The organism is Metabacillus sp. RB-C-LZQ-3-1, assembly GCF_058315175.1.
In genome coordinates this window covers 147,849-165,413 of sequence record NZ_JBZFLI010000008.1, presented here as the reverse complement: position 1 = coordinate 165,413, position 17,565 = coordinate 147,849, and the positions used below count along the sequence as shown (strand labels likewise).

Annotated in this window: 10 protein-coding genes; 9 read left to right on the top strand and 1 reads right to left on the bottom strand. The window is 33.8% G+C overall.

The genetic code is table 11. From position 1 onward, the window contains the following. Positions 1-11 precede the first annotated feature (11 nt). The 9 genes from brxC (at position 12) to AC4GZ8_RS14660 (ending at position 16,686) form a co-directional block, all read left to right on the top strand. Positions 12-3,575: a BREX system P-loop protein BrxC gene (brxC, locus tag AC4GZ8_RS14700; protein ID WP_491082651.1), complete on the top strand. Its 3,564-nt coding sequence runs from the start codon at positions 12-14 to the stop codon at positions 3,573-3,575. Between the two features lie 48 nt (positions 3,576-3,623). Further along, complete coding sequence (pglX, locus tag AC4GZ8_RS14695; protein ID WP_078145974.1) at positions 3,624-7,133, top strand: BREX-1 system adenine-specific DNA-methyltransferase PglX; 3,510 nt, start codon at positions 3,624-3,626, stop codon at positions 7,131-7,133. A gap of 50 nt (positions 7,134-7,183) precedes the next feature. Then, complete coding sequence (gene pglZ / locus AC4GZ8_RS14690; protein WP_491082650.1) at positions 7,184-9,679, top strand: BREX-1 system phosphatase PglZ type A; 2,496 nt, start codon at positions 7,184-7,186, stop codon at positions 9,677-9,679. 26 nt (positions 9,680-9,705) lie between these two features. Then, positions 9,706-12,885 (top strand): DEAD/DEAH box helicase, encoded by a 3,180-nt coding sequence (locus AC4GZ8_RS14685; RefSeq protein ID WP_491082649.1) that lies wholly within the window; start codon positions 9,706-9,708, stop codon positions 12,883-12,885. 14 nt (positions 12,886-12,899) lie between these two features. After that, positions 12,900-13,880, top strand: a complete 981-nt coding sequence (locus tag AC4GZ8_RS14680) for a restriction endonuclease (protein WP_491082648.1) — start codon at positions 12,900-12,902, stop codon at positions 13,878-13,880. 31 nt (positions 13,881-13,911) lie between these two features. After that, positions 13,912-14,535, top strand: coding sequence for a hypothetical protein (locus AC4GZ8_RS14675; protein ID WP_491082647.1), 624 nt, complete (start codon positions 13,912-13,914; stop codon positions 14,533-14,535). Positions 14,536-14,796: 261 nt separating this feature from the next. Further along, positions 14,797-15,480, top strand: a complete 684-nt coding sequence (locus AC4GZ8_RS14670; protein WP_491082645.1) for a hypothetical protein — start codon at positions 14,797-14,799, stop codon at positions 15,478-15,480. Between the two features lie 2 nt (positions 15,481-15,482). Further along, positions 15,483-16,109 carry a hypothetical protein gene (locus AC4GZ8_RS14665; protein WP_491082644.1) on the top strand — a complete coding sequence of 209 codons (627 nt, stop codon included), beginning with the start codon at positions 15,483-15,485 and terminating at the stop codon, positions 16,107-16,109. Continuing rightward, complete coding sequence (locus AC4GZ8_RS14660; protein WP_491082643.1) at positions 16,087-16,686, top strand: hypothetical protein; 600 nt, start codon at positions 16,087-16,089, stop codon at positions 16,684-16,686. The genes AC4GZ8_RS14665 and AC4GZ8_RS14660 overlap by 23 nt, the downstream gene beginning before the upstream one ends. Before the next feature lie 33 nt (positions 16,687-16,719). On the opposite strand, the gene AC4GZ8_RS14655 is transcribed toward AC4GZ8_RS14660, so the two are convergent. Then, a complete protein-coding gene (locus AC4GZ8_RS14655) occupies positions 16,720-17,523 on the bottom strand; it encodes a recombinase zinc ribbon domain-containing protein (RefSeq protein WP_491082642.1) in 804 nt (267 codons plus the stop codon). Positions 17,524-17,565: the final 42 nt, after the last annotated feature.

Sequence of the window (17,565 nt, the reverse complement as noted above, 5' to 3'; positions counted from 1 at the left end):
GGGGTAGGGACATGAAAATTAAAGATTTATTTTTAAAAGATATATTCCGTCCAATTAATAACGTTGTTCAAGCTGAACAAATGGATGAAAAAACAATTGAAAATGAATTGGATGAGTATGTATTAACAGAAGAAAGCGAACATTACTTAGAACGTTTTTACCGTAATTATCTTGCCGTTTATAATCAGCCATCAACTAAAGTTGGGGTTTGGATATCAGGTTTCTTTGGATCCGGTAAGTCTCACTTTTTAAAAATCTTGTCTTATTTGTTACATAACCAAACGATTTCAGGTAGAACACCTGCAGATTACTTCAAAGATAAAACAAAGAATCCAGAGTTGCTTAACATGATGGAAGAAGTATCTGCAAAAAGAACAGATGCCTTGTTATTTAATATTGATTCAAGATCAACATCCTCTTCTAAAGATGCAGAGAAAGAACGTATAATTGAAGTTTTCTTACGAGTGTTTAATAATCATTTAGGTTATTCAGATACATTGTGGGTTGCTGAAATGGAACGTCAATTAGATGATGACGGAAATTATGAATCATTTAAGCAAGCCATTTACGACCAACACGGCAAGCCATGGGAAGAATTTCGATTAAAAATATTATTACGTAAGAGAAAGGTTATACAAGCACTTGAATCCGTCGGCTATGATCAAGATACAGCAGAAACGTTCTTTGACATGAGTAGAGAATGGTTCTCTATTGACGCACAGCGAGTAGCTGAATTAGTAGCAGATTATTGTAAAAAACAAGGCCCGGATTATCGAATTGTATTTCTTGCAGATGAAGTAGGTCAGTATATCGGTAATAATACGAGTTTAATGCTTAACTTGCAAACGATAACGGAAAAACTTGGAGACTTATGTCAAGGTCAAGCATGGGTAATTGTAACATCACAAGAAAAACTAGAAGCAACTGTTTCAGATCTTGATAGTACGAAAGACTTTTCAAAAATCCAAGGACGATTTGAAACAAAAATCAATTTATCTAGTGCGAATACAGATGAAGTTATCAAAAAACGTCTTTTAGAAAAAGAAGACGTTGGTGCAGATACATTAAAAACGATTCATGATCAAGAAGGAAAATTAATCCATAACCGTTTAGCATTTGATAAGCAGAATACACAATTACGTTCAGGGTATCGTTCAATTGAAGAATTTGTATCATTTTATCCTTTTGTTCCTTATCAAGTAGAGTTATTACAAAAGATCTTCACGAAAATTCGTAATTTAGGAGAAGGTGGACAGCACACTTCACGTGGTGAACGTTCATTACTTAAAGCATTTCAGGAAGCAGCACAATTAAATGCTGAGGAACCTATCGATAATATGGTAACCATGGCGGAATTTTATCCTTCGATACGTGATTATTTAGAATCGTCAATCACCAGTACAATAACAAGAGCTCAGGATCGAGCGAGAAATAATGAAGGTTTAGAAGAATATGACGTGAAGGTTTTGCAAGTGCTTTATCTAATCAAAGGGATTGATGATATAAAATCCACACCTAGTAATATCGCAACCCTTATGGTTGAAACCGTGTATGATGAACGCCAACCTTTAGAGTATCGCATAAAAGAATCCTTGAACCGACTTCAAATGGCAATGTTCATTGAACAACATGCAGATGGGTCATACTCATTCTTATCAGATGAAGAGCAAGAAATTAATCGTGAAATACGGGTAGAAGAATATAATACTGCTGCTGTTAAAGAACGGTTAGGTAACCTCTTTTTTAATGTGATGTATCGCCATACCAAGTATGAATATAAGTATAAAGAACAAACTAAACACTTTGATTACAATAAACGATTTGATAATTACGTGAAAGGTCAGATGAATCATGAATTAACGATGCAAGTGTTCTCTGAAGGCATGACTGATTCAGAAGCAGCGTTACAAGCTAACTCTGGCCATTTAATTATTCTTTTAGACAAAGACCTTGTCGCTGAAGCAGAAAGTGCTTTAGCCTATATTCAACAAGTGGATAGCTATGTACGTCGTAAACAGTCAAGCACGACTAGCCAGCAGCAGAAGAGAATCTTTGACGCGAAAATTGCTGAAGTTGATGAATATGCAGATAAGGCAGAAGAATTATTAAATAAAGCGTGTGAGAAGGCAGAATTTTATATCCAAGGTCAACGTCGTGATTTTAATGGGGCTTTTGAAAGTAAAGTTAACCAAGCTATGGATATGCTGATTCGCAACACATTTACAAAATTTCACTATATTGAGGAGCCAATTTCATTTAAAAATAGTAAAAATGAGTGGATGCAAGTTGCAGAGAATCTAGGTCAACAAAGCTTATTTAGTGACTTAAACAAAAATGCTATAGATGAAGTCAAGCACTTTGTAGAGGAACTTGAACGATCCCATGACCAGCGAACATTGAAACAGGTCATTCAAAAATATAAGGCTGTTCCATATGGATGGGAGGAACAGGATACCATTGGTATTCTAATGGGATTAATGAACGCGGGAAAAGTTCGTTTTACTTATGCGGGAGAACCCTTCAACCCTAATTCCCATCAATTCTATGATCGACTAGAAAAGGTTTCAGAACGTGATCGTATTGTTGTTTTACCAATAGTTGAAATGGATTATCAAGTTAAACAAGAGCTTATTGCATTAGTTCGTGATTTCTTTTCGAATACACAAACATATGACACGTATGATGCTTATGAAGAAGTTATACGCGAAAAGATTGACGAAGAATTTGTTCAACCAATTGAAAAGATTCGAGGGAGAAGACGTCAACAAGATCCAACAAGTGAGTATCCATACCCAGGTGAAAGTGATATACGAACAATTGTAAATGGTACTCAAAAATTACTAGCTATCCGTGATCCCGAACAATTCTGTCGTATGTTTATTCAATATGAAGATGATATAGAAAATTGGTATGACATTTTAGAAATACTTCAAGGATTCTATGAAGGAAATCCTATTGTTAAATTTGACGAAGCGGTTCAAGCTCTAAAAGACCATAAGCAAGACTTAGAAATCATCCATAATGAAGAATTAGAAGAAACAGCTCAACGAATGAAACACATTTTACTACAGGAAGAACCTACAAAGGAAATTAGTCAATTACCTAAGTTGACAGATGTTCTGAAGAATCTGATTCAGGAAGAAACTAATAAACAAAAACAGGCGGTAATGGTTCAATCAGAAAAATCATTGAAGCAACTTGAAAACTTAATAGATCAATATCGTCAATCTGAAAGCATTTTAGAATATATTCAATCACGAAAAAATCAAGCCAATTTACTATATGAAAAAATTAAGAAGAGTGAACGTATATCTAGCACACGAATCAATCAACAACAGCTTAGTGAGCTTGTTGAAGCAACAAAAGCAAAAGCACGCCAGATGTTCAATGATTTAATAGATGACCCAGATACAGTTAAGAGAAAACCGAAGAAAATAACAGAGCAAGAATTGTATACCTCTTTCTTTAGTCAGTTAGATACAATTGAGTCCGAAGAAGACTTAGAGCGTGCTATTGAATCCTTGAAGAACAGTCTATTAAAAGAATTACAAACACACTATTTCGTGAAATCATAAATCTTGGGGCGGATAATTATCTGCCCCTCTACATATAGGAGTGAAACAATGAATAAGGCAGAATTAAAGAAATTTGCTGTAGGAGCAAGACGAAATTTAATGGCGAAAGTTTCATTAAAAGCCGAGCAATATGGAATTACCAAAGCTAATCAGGATTTAAATGTTGAAGAAAAATATGGACAATTAATTATAAAGGGTAATCCTTATCCAATTGAAAGAAAACACGCTTTTATTACGTTAAAACAACGATTACAAACTGTTGGTTATGATCAGCTTATTGAAGAAGTGGCATATACATGGTTTAACCGAATCATTGCGATTCGTTATATGGAAGTGAACAATTACTTACCAGATCGCGTAAATGTATTATCGAGTAGTACAGGTAAAAACGAGCCAGATATTTTACTTCAATATGAAACGATGAACCTTGATGTGGATTATCAACAAATAAATGAATGGATACAAAAAGGTGAAAATGAACAAGCTTATCGTACATTATTTGTTGCTCAATGCAATAGTCTGAATAAACTATTACCTTTCTTATTTGAAAAAATTGATGATTTTACAGAACTATTATTACCTGACTATTTATTAGATCAGGAATCTATTATACGTAGTATTGTAAATGATTTATCTGATGAAAACTTTTTCCAAATTAATGAAGATGGCTCTCGCTCAGATAATGTTGAAGTATTGGGTTGGCTTTATCAATACTACATGTCTGAAAAGAAGGAGCAGGTTGGTGGAATAAGAAACAATGCTGTTAAGAAAGAAGATCTTCCTGTTGTCACACAGTTATTTACACCAAAATGGATTGTCCAATATATGGTACAAAACTCTTTAGGAAAACTATATGACGAAAAATATGAAGACAACCAATTGTCTCAAAAGTGGGAGTATTATTTAAAACATGAAGAAAATCACCATTTGTACCCTGAGTTCGAATCATTAGAGGATTTAAAAATCATCGATCCGGCATGTGGATCTGGTCATATCCTTATATACGCTTTTGAAATGTTATATGACATGTATGAAGAAGCGGGATATCCATCAAGAGAAATTCCACAGTTAATCTTAGAAAAAAACTTGTATGGATTAGATATTGATAAACGAGCTCAACAAATTGCGAACTTTGCATTGCTGATGAAGGCTGCCGAAAAACAACCGCGTTTTATCTCAAGATTAAGTCGTAAAGGTCAAAGTCCTAAGTTGAATGTTTATGAAATTGTGGATGCTGATCAATCGATATCAGAAGAAGCTATTGATTACTTTGCAAAAAATGAAACAGAAAAATCACTACTTAATGAACTATTAAGTCAATTTGAAAATGGAAAACAATTTGGGTCATTAATAAATCCAATTGAAACACCTTATGAGGAATGGATTAATCGGATTTACGATTTAGAAAAACAACAAAAGGATTTACTTGAGGAATCTTATATTTATGAATTAAAAGATAAATTAATGCCTATTTTTGAGCAGGCTTTGTTACTATATCAAAAATATGACGTAGTAGTAACAAATCCTCCATACCATAATAAGTACAATTCAATATTAAAAAAGTTTATGAATACAGAATATAATAATTATAAATCGGATTTATATTCTGCCTTTATTTACAAAACAACTCAGATAATTAAAGAAAATGGCTATTCTGCCTTAATGACACCTTATACGTGGATGTTTATTTCATCACATTACGATTTACGCAAGACTCTATTAACAGATGGAAATATTTCTAGTTTAGTTCAATTAGAATACTCAGCATTTGAAGAGGCAACAGTCCCAATTTGCACATTTGTTCTTCATAAACAAAAACATTTTCTATCAGGCGAGTATATTCGTTTAACGGATTTAAAGGGAGATCAAGGTCAATATGTAAAAGAAGCTGTTTTAGTACCAAATAAAGAATATAGGTATACAGCATATAGTGAGAAATTCCAACTAATACCAGGTAGTCCTATTGCATATTGGGTAACACAAACTCATTATCGAATATTTAAAGATGCACTGTTACTTGATGATGTAGCAGATATACGAAAGGGGTTAGCCACAGGTAATACAGATAAGTTTATAAAATATTGGTTTGAAGTACCTTATATTAACATAGAATTTAAAAAAACTTCAGACTTTAACAAGACATGGTATCCTTGTCATAAAGGTGGAGGCTATAGAAAATGGTATGGAAACTTTGAAAAAGTGATAAATTGGGAGCATGACGGTGAGGAGATTAAGAATTACCGAGATGATAAAGGAAAGCTAAAGTCAAGACCGCAAAACTTAGGGTATATGTTTAAAAAGGGTATTGTTTTTTCAAAAATCACATCAGCTGGTTCCAGTTGTCGTATTATGACAGGTAATGAGATGTTTGATGACGCTGTTCAAGGAATTTTTATGGAAAATGAGGAATTTCCAGTAGAATACTTATTAGCACTTTTAAATTCACCAGTAATAGCTGAATATTTAAAAATCATTAATCCAACATTAAATAAACAAATTAATGATTTGGAAAGAATACCAGTTTTAAAAACTGATAAACTTAATGATATTGTAGAAATTACAAAAGAAGTAATTAGTTTATCGAAAGATGATTGGGATGCAAACGAAACTTCTTGGAATTTTAAGAGACATCCTTTAGTTCAAAAAAAATCTCCATTAGTCAGTTATGCTATAGAAGAATTGAATGAAATATATAAAGAAAGAGAACAACTTATTAATAATTTGGAAAGTAAAATTAATCATGAATTACTTAACTTATATGAAATGAATCTAGAACAAGATTATAAAGCTACTGATATCGAGTTTCCAGATTTAGATTTGGAGAAGGAAGATAATGAAAATGAAATAATTAAATCACTTTTATCTTATTTCATTGGCTGTGTTATGGGACGGTATTCCCTAGATATAGAGGGTCTCACGTATGCAGGTGGGAAGTTTGATGATTCTAAGTATAAGATTTTTAAACCAAATCAAGATGGATTAATTCAATTAACCGATGATCATTATTTTGATAGTGATATTATTGTTCGTCTACGCGAATTTTTATCAGTAGTGTTTAGTCCAGAGACTGTAAATGAAAATATGCAATGGCTAGCAGAATCTCTAAATATGAAGAAAAATGAGTCTCCTGATGAAAGGTTAAGACGATACTTCTTAGATGAATTCTTCAACGATCATTGTAAAACTTATCAAAAGCGACCAGTTTATTGGTTAGTGGACTCTGGAAAACAAAAAGGGTTACGGACACTTATTTATATGCATCGTTATCAACCAGATACGATGGCAACGATTCGTTTTGAACATTTACAAGAGATTCAATCTAAATATCAAAATGAAATAGATATGATTGATACACGTTTAGCAAATCCAAGCTTATCGGCAAGTGATAAGAGGAGCCTTGAAAAATCTAAATCAGCATATAAGAAAAAAGTTGAGGAGCTTCAAGAGTTTGACAAGAAATTAGCGACGTACGCAAATGAACAAATTGACATTGATCTAGATGACGGTGTAATAGAGAACTATGCCCAATTTGGAGAAGTGCTTGCAAAGATTAAATAGCTGAAAGAGGGGAGTTTCTCCTCTTTCTTTTACATATTGAGGTGAAATCCGTGGATGTGATTGAAAAGTTACAAGAGAAAATACAACAAGAAAAGGATACGAAAAAACGAGCAATTGTTTTTTGGTACGATCCTCAGGCGCAAGTAAGTGTGGATGAACTAAAAGAACAGTTGGATGAGATTGAGGTAAGAAAATTAACCAATCATAATTTATTTCAGTTAAAAGTTGAGATTGAAATTCAACGAACAACAGAGTCGTTTTTAATATATTCCGATAAAGTGAAACCAGCCGACAAAGAAAACATGTTATTGGATTTGTTGTTGTACAGTATAGAGTTCAAAGCAGACGAAACTGCTATGTTAACTGAAACATTGCAGGTATCGGATAATGTGCTACGTCCTAAAATTGAACAGTATCCATTGTTCTTCGATAGTAAAGAACGTAAAAGAAGATTAAGTAAAATCCTGCCTAAACAAGCTGATGACTATCATTTTGAACTTAGTATGATGGCTACTTTAGTAAAAGCACCGGTACCTGATTTACGTGTAATTGTCCGTCTGCTTCTTTTGGAAGGACTACGTGTGGAAGAAAGTGAACTATTGAAGCAAATAAAACGTAACTTTTCTATAGAACGTACACTTGAGATCATTGGTCGCTACTTTGGCGTATCATTAGAAACAGATAATGAACCATTAATGGAGCTATTAAATGTTCTCATCTATCAACATTTCCGGCAGAATGCAGGCTTTACTGCCGACGATTGGGAGGTTAAATGGGCATCATCATCACCTAACGTCTGTGCATTATTCATTGAAGAGTGGTTACAACATAGTGATAGGGATGTACTAGAAGAATATATCAAAGAATGGGAAAGAGTATATCACGTAAGAGATGTGTTATCTAAACAGGATATAGAAAACTACCAAAGAATAGATACTTTCCCAGTCATTGATGTGCTTATCATTGAGAAATGCATCGATGAATTAATTCATCAAACAATTCATATAGAAGAACGTTTATCCTTAATTGAACAACGTTTACACAAATATTGGGGTTCGAAAGATAAAATAAAAGCCCTTTATAACACGTTATTTGAAGCAATCCGAATCGAAAAGCTAAAACCTGTTATTAATCGTATCCATCTACAAGAAGATTTTTATGAAAGTTATGGGAAATCATTATATGAAATCGACCAGGCCTACCGAAAATTTATGTATCATTTTACGCGCCTTGCAGCGAAAGAAATGCTTGAAGAAATCGCTAGCCGATTGACAAATTGGTATGAAAATGAATACCTACGTCGACTTTCAGAGGAAATGAATTTTAGACTGGAAGAAGGGTATGTATCCAAACTAATGCCTCAACGAGCATTTTTTTCTAAGATGATTCTCCCTATTTTAGAGAAGGAACAAACAAGGATTTTCGTCATTATTTCAGATGCTTTACGATTTGAAGCAGGTTATGAACTGCATGAAATATTAAAGAAACGAGAAAACGGGAAATCAAGCATTGATCCTATGGCAGCAAGCTATCCAACGTACACGCAATTAGGGATGGCATCATTGTTACCACATCGTGAACTTTTAGCAGATGATAAGAGAGGTATCTTGGCCGACGGACTATCAACAAAAGGGTTAGATAATCGACGTCACATTCTACAATCAGTTGAACCGCAAACTGAGGTTTTAAAATTAAAGGAACTTCTGGATATGAAAGCAAGTGAAGCCGATCAATTGTTGAAAGGCAAGAGACTAGTATATTTATATCATGACCACATCGATGCTCTTGGAGATTCAGCAAAGTCAGAAAGTGAAACTTATGGAGCAGTTCATCAGACGATACAAGATTTACAATATGCGGTTGATCGATTATCACGTCTTCAAGCGAAACGTATTTTTATAACAGCGGATCATGGTTTCTTATTTCAATTTAAACAAATTGAAAACTATGGAAAAATTTCTGCTGTTGAAGGACAAGTTATGGATCATAACCGTCGTTTTGCTATTGGGCACAATCTAACCGTTCCTGAAGGTTCGATTAAATTAAATGAACGTCAAACTCCGTTACAAAATGTTGAGGTTGTCATGGCGAAAAGTCTAAACCGATTCAAAACAGGTGGGGGTCTTCGATTTATCCATGGAGGAGCATTACCACAAGAAGCGGTTGTCCCATTAATAGATTATCGAAGAATTGAAAAAGGGCAACCTGTAGATATTGCGGTAGCAATGATTAATAAGGTGATTACAAATTACCGTATTACGGTTTCTTTTTATCAGGAGCAGAGCATAACAGATATCTATACTTCACGAAAAGTTCTTATGGCATTTTATCAAGGTGATGAACGGATTTCTAATGAAGTTGAACTCGTATTTGACCTAAAAGGTGAAAATCGTGATCGTAATAGACAAGTATCGTTTAATTTAGTTGAAAAGCATTACAAGATTGGTGAAACATGTAAATTAAGAATCGAGACTGTAACCAAAAAAGGTAAAGAACCTTATTTAGAAGAAGAATTCACTATGCGCTTGTATGAAGCATTGTATTAATTTGAAATGAAATTGGGGGTGTCATCTTGCTGAAAAAAGGTGAAATTGTAGGTGCATCATTTTGGCCAGAAGCCGTTCAAATCAAACATATTGAGATCATTGATGAAGATATGTATTTAGTCGAAGCTGTCGGGCGAGAGTCAAATCAATTCTTCGAAAACTATCTTGAGAAACATCAATTACAAGAAGTTGAACGTTTTTCCGATGAAGATGCTTCAGATCAATTGAGAGATAGATTTCAACATTATCTGCAATATCATGTTTTGCGAACAGAGAAAGAATACTCACAGTCACGGGCTCGTGGAAATAAGAACTTGATCCCACTCCCGCATCAAATCGAAGCTGTTTATAGCAAAATGCTACAAGCTCCCCAAGTACGTTATTTATTAGCAGATGATCCTGGTGCAGGTAAAACGATTATGTCTGGTATGCTTATCCGTGAACTGAAAGCACGAAACATGATTCGCAAAACATTAATTTTAGTACCGCCTCTCGTATTGAAGCAGTGGCAAACGGAATTAAAGGAAAAGTTCGATGAAGACTTTTTAATCATTACACGTTCTTATTTGGATGCTTCAGGTGAACTGAATCCTTTTGATATGCATCAGCAAGTCATTGCATCGGTGTACTGGGCATCTAGAGAAGATATTAAAAATATGATTATTAACTCACAATTTGACTTGGTCATAGTTGATGAAGCGCATAAAATGGCTGCCTATACTGTTGGGCAAAAGAAACGTAAAGTGAAGCGTACTAAGATGTTTCAACTTGGTGAAAACTTATTGAGGCACACTGAGCATACTCTTTTATTGACAGCAACCCCTCATAAAGGAGATAAGGAAAATTTTCGTCATTTAATGAGTTTAATTGATCATGATATCTTTTCTCAGTTGAATAGTGGAGACTCTATTTTCGAAAAGAGTAACCCATATGTGATCCGGCGTTTAAAAGAAAAAATGCTTAACTTTGATGGTACACCTTTATTCCCAAAACGGACAACAAAAACCTTAGGATTCGACCTAAGTCCAGCAGAAATCGATTTATATGAAGCTGTCACGGAATATGTAAGACATTACTTTAATCGGGCTAAGCAAAACAATAAACCAAATGTAGCTTTTGCAATGATGATCTTGCAACGACGATTAAGTTCATCTGTTGAAGCAATTTATTTGTCGCTTTTACGTCGAAAAGAACGTCTACAGAAAGTGTTAGAAACAGGGAAAAAAGTCCAAAAGATGATGTTGGATTATGAAGATTACGAAGACAGTTCACTTGAGGAACAGGAATTGCTCGAAGCATACGCTGAAGGAGAATACGAAGAACTTGATTTTGATGAATTGCAAGTCGAGATAGAAATGTTGGATCAACTGATTCGTAAGGCTAATGTCATTAGACAGAACCAAAATGAGCGCAAGTTTCTAGAACTTGAAAAGACATTATTTGGTGGTAATGGATTGTTGGCACAAGACGAGAAGATTTTAATTTTTACTGAATCAAAGGACACACTCAATTACCTAGAGAAGAAATTAAAAGCCTACGTTCCAGGGATAGCCAAAATTGTTGGTGACTTTTCTATGGATAGACGACAAGCAGAAGTAGAGAAGTTTCGGAATGATGTGCAAATCATGATTGCAACAGATGCTGGAGGAGAATCTATTAACCTGCAATTCTGTAATCAAATGGTCAATTATGATATTCCGTGGAATCCAAATCGTTTGGAACAACGTATGGGACGTATTCACCGTATCGGACAAAAAAATGAGGTCTTTGTCTTTAACCTTGTTGCCACCAATACACGTGAAGGTGACGTATTAATTCGACTACTTACAAAGATGGAGCAAATGCGTGAAGACCTTGGACAAGATCTTGTTTATGATTTTATAGGTGAAGTTTTAGAGGATCGCCAAGCCGATTTATCTTCGGTGATGGAGCAAGCGATCTCAGGCCGAGAAGATTTGGATGAGATTATTGCAAAAATGGAAAAAACATTATCCGAAGAACACAAGCGTTTATTAGAACTTGCTAAAAATGAACGTTTAGACGATAACTTTGACTTACCTGGTGCAAAACGTTCTTTTGATGAAGTATCAATAAACAGTATTCCTAATCGGTTTTACGGACACTTTGTGATTGATGGATTAAAAAACACAAGAACTAGATTAAATATTTCTGCGGATCAGACAACTGCCCGTATTGATCGTTTTCCAAAGCGGATTCGTGATTTTGCACGTGACCATAAATTGATGTTTAATTTTGATGATTCCATACGCTTTGCTTTATCCTCATCGAAAGTCTCAAATTCAATAACCATGATTGAAAATGATAATCCTTTGTTTAACTTAGTGATGAAACTGACAGCGAAAGAAATGCAGCAAGCTGTACTTCCTTTTTATGAAGTGAAGGCATCGATCCCAGAATCTATGATAATGGAATTAAATCAAGTAACAATTGTGGACGGTAATGGCCGAGAACTTGAGCAAAAGCTAATGCTGACGGGTAAACGTAGTAATGGTGAGTTTATAGAAATATCACCATATTTACTTTTTAATCAAGCATTGAATGTAATAAATACGTATGACTCTGAAGAGCAGGAAATCAAACGATATGTAATTAAACATGCTAGGAAACTATTAAGGTCTATTCAACGTAAACGTGAAGATTATGCAAATAAAAAGAGAGTCTTCTTGAGGAAATCCTTCGAAGATCAAATGGAAACCTTACAAGATCGCTTGAAGAAATATCAGGAAGAAAATGTTGAAGGTAAAAACAGTGCTTTAATTAATCAAACTTATGCACAAATAGATGAAATGGAAGATCGGAGCAAAGAACGTTTAACTGAAATTGATCGAGAGCGATCGATTCAATTAAAGCCAGTAAAAAGGATAGCTCAATTTAGAATTGAACCAAACGGCACTGCTAACGGCCGTGTAATACCAGAAGATTATTTGGCAATGATTGAAGATTATGAGTTAAGGCAAGGAAGAATCAATGTAAGGGTACAACAAGCATTTGGGTTAGTAGATTTCATCAGCGAGGAAGCGGGTGGTGAAAGTCGACTTATTGTGGTTACGGACGATATACATCGATTTAAGGAGCAGTTGATAGAGGAAGACTATAATGCAATTAAGAGTCGCGTATTTGTGTATGAAGTAAGAGAAAAACAGATAGTAGAACATCAATTATACCAAGGCTTGATGTTAGTTTAATGAGGAGGATTACAATGAAGAGATGGTGGATGATACGTGCTGGTGATGATAATGAGTTGATACCAGTATGGAAAGAAGAGAGTATAGCATCTATTGGATGGCCACAATTAGGTGATCCCAAAAAATATCGTTCAAAAGAAGAGATGGTTGCAAAAGCCGATGACGTTTATTCTGAAAGTAAACCTAATACAAGACGGAGTTGGATAAATCAAGTATGGCGTTTCAGTAGAGAAATAAAAAAAGGTGATAGAGTCATAACTTACTCTAAAGAGACAAGGGAATATATTGTGGTTACTGTAACAGAATCACATTTTTATGATGAATCTGTTGGTAATCCAGCTTACCCAAACAATATTAAAGTTGAATGGGAAGAAATTACCGTTGAACGAGATATATTATCACAATCAGCTAAAAATAGTTTAGGCTCAGTATTAACTGTATTTCGTGTAGATGAGTGGGGAAATGAAATTGAAAATTTAATAGAACATCCTTTTTCAGAACCTGAACCCAAAGACGAAGCCGAAGAGGATGAAATCATTGAAGATCTTGTCAGTAAGGCTTTAGTTATGGTACAAGACAAAGTAGACAAGCTTGATCCATGGCAAATGCAAGAACTAGTAGGTGGACTCTTACAAGCAATGGAGTATAACGTTCAGGTTAGTCCCAAAGGGCCTGATGGAGGCGTTGATGTTTTAGCATATAAAGATGCCTTTGGATTTGAAAAACCCATAATAAAGGTACAAGTAAAACATCGGAAGTCCTCAGCAGGTGCACCGGAAATTCAACAGTTACTGGGTGCTAATCCAATGGATGCTAATAGCTTATTTGTATCAACTGGTGGATTTACTTCGCATGCAGAAGCCGTAGCTAAACATAACTCTGTTAGATTAGTAGATTTAGAGGAATTAGTAGACCTAATTGTGAAATGGTATGAACATATGCCGGCAGATATAAGGGCATTACTGCCTTTGAAGAAGATGTATGTACCTGAGTGAAATCTAAACTGGAGTAATGAGAGGTGAGAGAATGAACTGGATTGAAAGGGTTAAGAAGAATGTTCTCCCAGTGAGCAATGAAAAGTATATCATTAGAAAAGCTCTAGATGAGTGGGTATATGAAGGTAATATGTATGATGTGGAAGTTGCAGATGAAATATGTGAAATATGTGATCAGCCGAATATAAGATATCAATTTGAAATTGTTAATAGATTAAATAATAATGTTCTCTTAATTGGATCAGAATGTATTATGAGATTTAAAATTTCAGTGATAGACAAGTCAGGAAAGAAATTGTCATTTGATGAAGCAAAGAAAAAAGTAACTAAAGATAAGAGCAGACTAGTTACTGAAGCTAAGGAAAAAAGCGTATTAAATACTTTAGTGGTTTTAGCTGGAAAAGATCATGACTTTAACATCGAAAATTTTATTGAATATTTTCAGGAAAGAAAAGCATTTACACCAAATCAATTAGCACTCCTAATATGGAGACTTGAAAGGGCAAACATTGACTTCAAAAAGTCCCACTTTAAATTAACAATAAAAAGAAATCGCGAAAAAGAACAATTATTGAGATTAGAAGATTGGAAGTTAAAGCGCATCTGGGATTGTTTATCTAATAGTCAGAAACAATTTGTTCTAGAAAGAAGGTAATAAGTAATACTATAAAAAGCAAAATTCTGCACTTTGTCCCTTTAATTCTATTCCAAAGTGTTTAAATATTGTTAGAACAAAAAAAGTTTCTCTTGACAATTTATATAAGAAAGACATACTTGACTTATATATAATAAAAATGGGTAGAAAGAGGAGGAACCTATAGCCATTTTTAACTTTTTTATCCTCAATACTGCTGAACAAATGGATTTATTTTTTTCAGAAGATGGACATCTAGATTTAACTCTATTAAGGAATACAATGATTGAAAATCGTGCACCGATTGATGTTGAAGGTGGAATTAATGGAGAGGGTTTTATTAGTCCTAGATTTCAAGTAAGAAATGATCAACAAGTTGTGGAAAGTTATTGTGCATCACAGGGAAGTTTAGGTTATTACAATGAAGCAAGAATGGTTAATCAAACATTTACAACGCAAAGGATTCAACATCACTATTATAGTAAATCATTCATAATCATTACACAAGACAGTGATTTTATTATTAAATTTGATTATGCGAGTGAGGAAGGAACCAAAAGTAAGGTTAAATCATTAATTGAGGAATTAGGCTTTGAGGCAACGATCTTTAGACTGGATAATGATTTATTAAGAAAAGTTCAAGAAAGATTCGATTGGACAGCTGCAAAATTGGATAAAATAGAGAGATATGGGGACAGTACCAGAAGGGTTTCATACGAGATAGATCCTGCTGATGATCAATTTCCTTCTCAAGTTGATGAGGATTATAGAGAGCATGGTAAAATGTCTCACATAACTTTTGAACTTCCATATAATGCACCGGGTGCACCAAATAAAATAACAGTAAAATTATATACACAAGGACATCGGGTTGTAATTGATGAAGATGAGTTAGGCGGTTCCCCAACTGAAGAGTTTATTCTTTATTTATTAGATATTCTAAAGGGGATTAAAGAGGAGGTATAAATGTGAATTTCTCCTTATATAAGGTTGATAAGCCTAAAAAATTAAAAAAGCTGTCGAATAACAAGATGAGTTTTTTTAATAATAACGTTGGTGAAATTAACCTATTTCATTTTAACGAAATTGATACTGATATGTTTCACGTTGTTTATAATATTGAGGATGAGTACCAAGTTGGGACTAAACGAGTTGGAAACAAAATGAATTTACCGTTTAGACAATTTGTGAACTGTTTTTTCTTTCTAGAAAATGAGTATTTCTTATTAGAAGAGACAATTGACCAGTACCAAGAAGATATTATAAAACACGTTGAAAGTAAAGCAAATGTTTCTATAATGCAAACCCAACTTGAAAATAAAGACTTTTTCAAAGTCTATAATTCATTGAATGGCTACATAAAAAAAGTTGAATATGTAGATGAAAATGAAGATGATTATTTTCTAGAATCAATTAGAGGCGAAGAATTTGAAGAAATAATAAACAAATTTATTTTAGATCGTCTAACACTACTTGTTGAAGATCGATTTGTTTCAATTTATAGAAAAGGTAAAGTTTCTGTAGATAACAGTAATGAAGATTATCTAATAAAGTTTACAAGGAAAATTGTCAATGCGATTTACAACAACTATTAACATAATTATAACTGCTGCTTTAGTAATTCTCGGTTCGATTTTGGGAGGACATCTAAATAATAAACTACATGTCTTTTGGCTATGTATGTTGATATTGTACGCTGTAATTATACAAATATTATATACCAAGGTTCAAAACCAAGAGGCTGAACTAAAAGCTGAACGTGATAAAATCAGCGCATTTATGATAAAAAAGGATAATAGCCGCCAGTCAGTTATCCAATGTTCTTTATTCCCCAAAAATAACGGAGCTAGGATATTAAAACAAAGAAGAGTCAGTGTAGATATTTACACTAACTCAGCTGTACCAATTCAGAATTATCCTGAACTAAAATTTACTATAGATAAAGAATGTACCCTATATATAAATAATCAATCTTTATCTTCTACAAAATATGCGGGGAAATATGACTTTTATCTCACGAATGCCTTGGTAAGCAGTTGGGAAAATAAATATTTCAAATACTCTTTTGAAATTGAGTTCCATAATATAGGTGACCATATTTTCAAGATAGAAGCAAACAATGGTCAATTTATAAATGAAGTTTCAAATTCAATAAGTGTAGTAAGTAAGTAGGTAGCTATAATTTACCTACTTTTTTATTTTACCCTATCCAACGTTACGGTGAGCCGTACCATAAGTAAGCACAAAGTCATTCTTAATGGAAGCGTCAAAGAACAATTCAATGTCCTTGACGCTTCTTTCATCTGGTGAATCTCCTTCATTAACGGTAATTTGATTAATGATAGTATGAAGTAAATCCTTTTGTTTCTCAGCGTCTACTTTAGGGAGTACCTTTGAAAATGTGCTTAAAATACTATGCACTTGTTCAAAAGAAACCTCTTTAATAGTCGGCCTATTTAATTCATATACTATTTGTTGCTTCTGTTCAAGAAGTGACTGTTTTTCATTATCTAATGCTGTTATTTTATCTAGCATTGACTTTGGAGGATTATCAGCTTTTTCGATAATTCCAAAAAAATTATTAAGGCTCTTCTCATTAGCTTGTAATTGCTCTAATACATAGGTCAATCTATTTTGGAGTGGCTCTTTTAGGCTACCAATTTTTTTATTAACCTTCTCGATAATTGATATAAGAATTGCAGAATCAGAAGTTATTTCTTCAATTTTATTAAAGACATATTGTTCAACATCATCTGCCCTTAACAAATTAGAGTTACATATAGCACTTCCTTTGTAATGAAAATTTCCACATTGATAGTAACGGATGTATTCATTACTTGATTTGCTTCTTCTTGCTCTATGACCTATCATCCCTTGTCCACATTTAGGACAGCGTAAAAGGGTTGTTAAAGGAAAATGACCAGTAAAGGTTTTGGCTGGTTTATGTGATTTGCTCTCAAGAACGTTCTTGCATCTGCAATAGACTGAAATCTCCTCATGGATGATCATTATGTACTAGGATGGCTATTGCACGAGCTTTCATTAAATGAG

Excerpts from the sequence above, each read along its gene's own strand:
- brxC (WP_491082651.1), top strand. The coding sequence starts at position 12 with ATGAAAATTAAAGATTTATTTTTAAAAGATATATTCCGTCCAATTAAT.
- pglX (WP_078145974.1), top strand. The coding sequence starts at position 3,624 with ATGAATAAGGCAGAATTAAAGAAATTTGCTGTAGGAGCAAGACGAAAT.
- AC4GZ8_RS14680 (WP_491082648.1), top strand. The coding sequence starts at position 12,900 with ATGAAGAGATGGTGGATGATACGTGCTGGTGATGATAATGAGTTGATA.
- AC4GZ8_RS14675 (WP_491082647.1), top strand. The coding sequence starts at position 13,912 with ATGAACTGGATTGAAAGGGTTAAGAAGAATGTTCTCCCAGTGAGCAAT.
- AC4GZ8_RS14670 (WP_491082645.1), top strand. The coding sequence starts at position 14,797 with ATGATTGAAAATCGTGCACCGATTGATGTTGAAGGTGGAATTAATGGA.
- AC4GZ8_RS14660 (WP_491082643.1), top strand. The coding sequence starts at position 16,087 with ATGCGATTTACAACAACTATTAACATAATTATAACTGCTGCTTTAGTA.
- AC4GZ8_RS14655 (WP_491082642.1), bottom strand. The coding sequence starts at position 17,523 with ATGATCATCCATGAGGAGATTTCAGTCTATTGCAGATGCAAGAACGTT.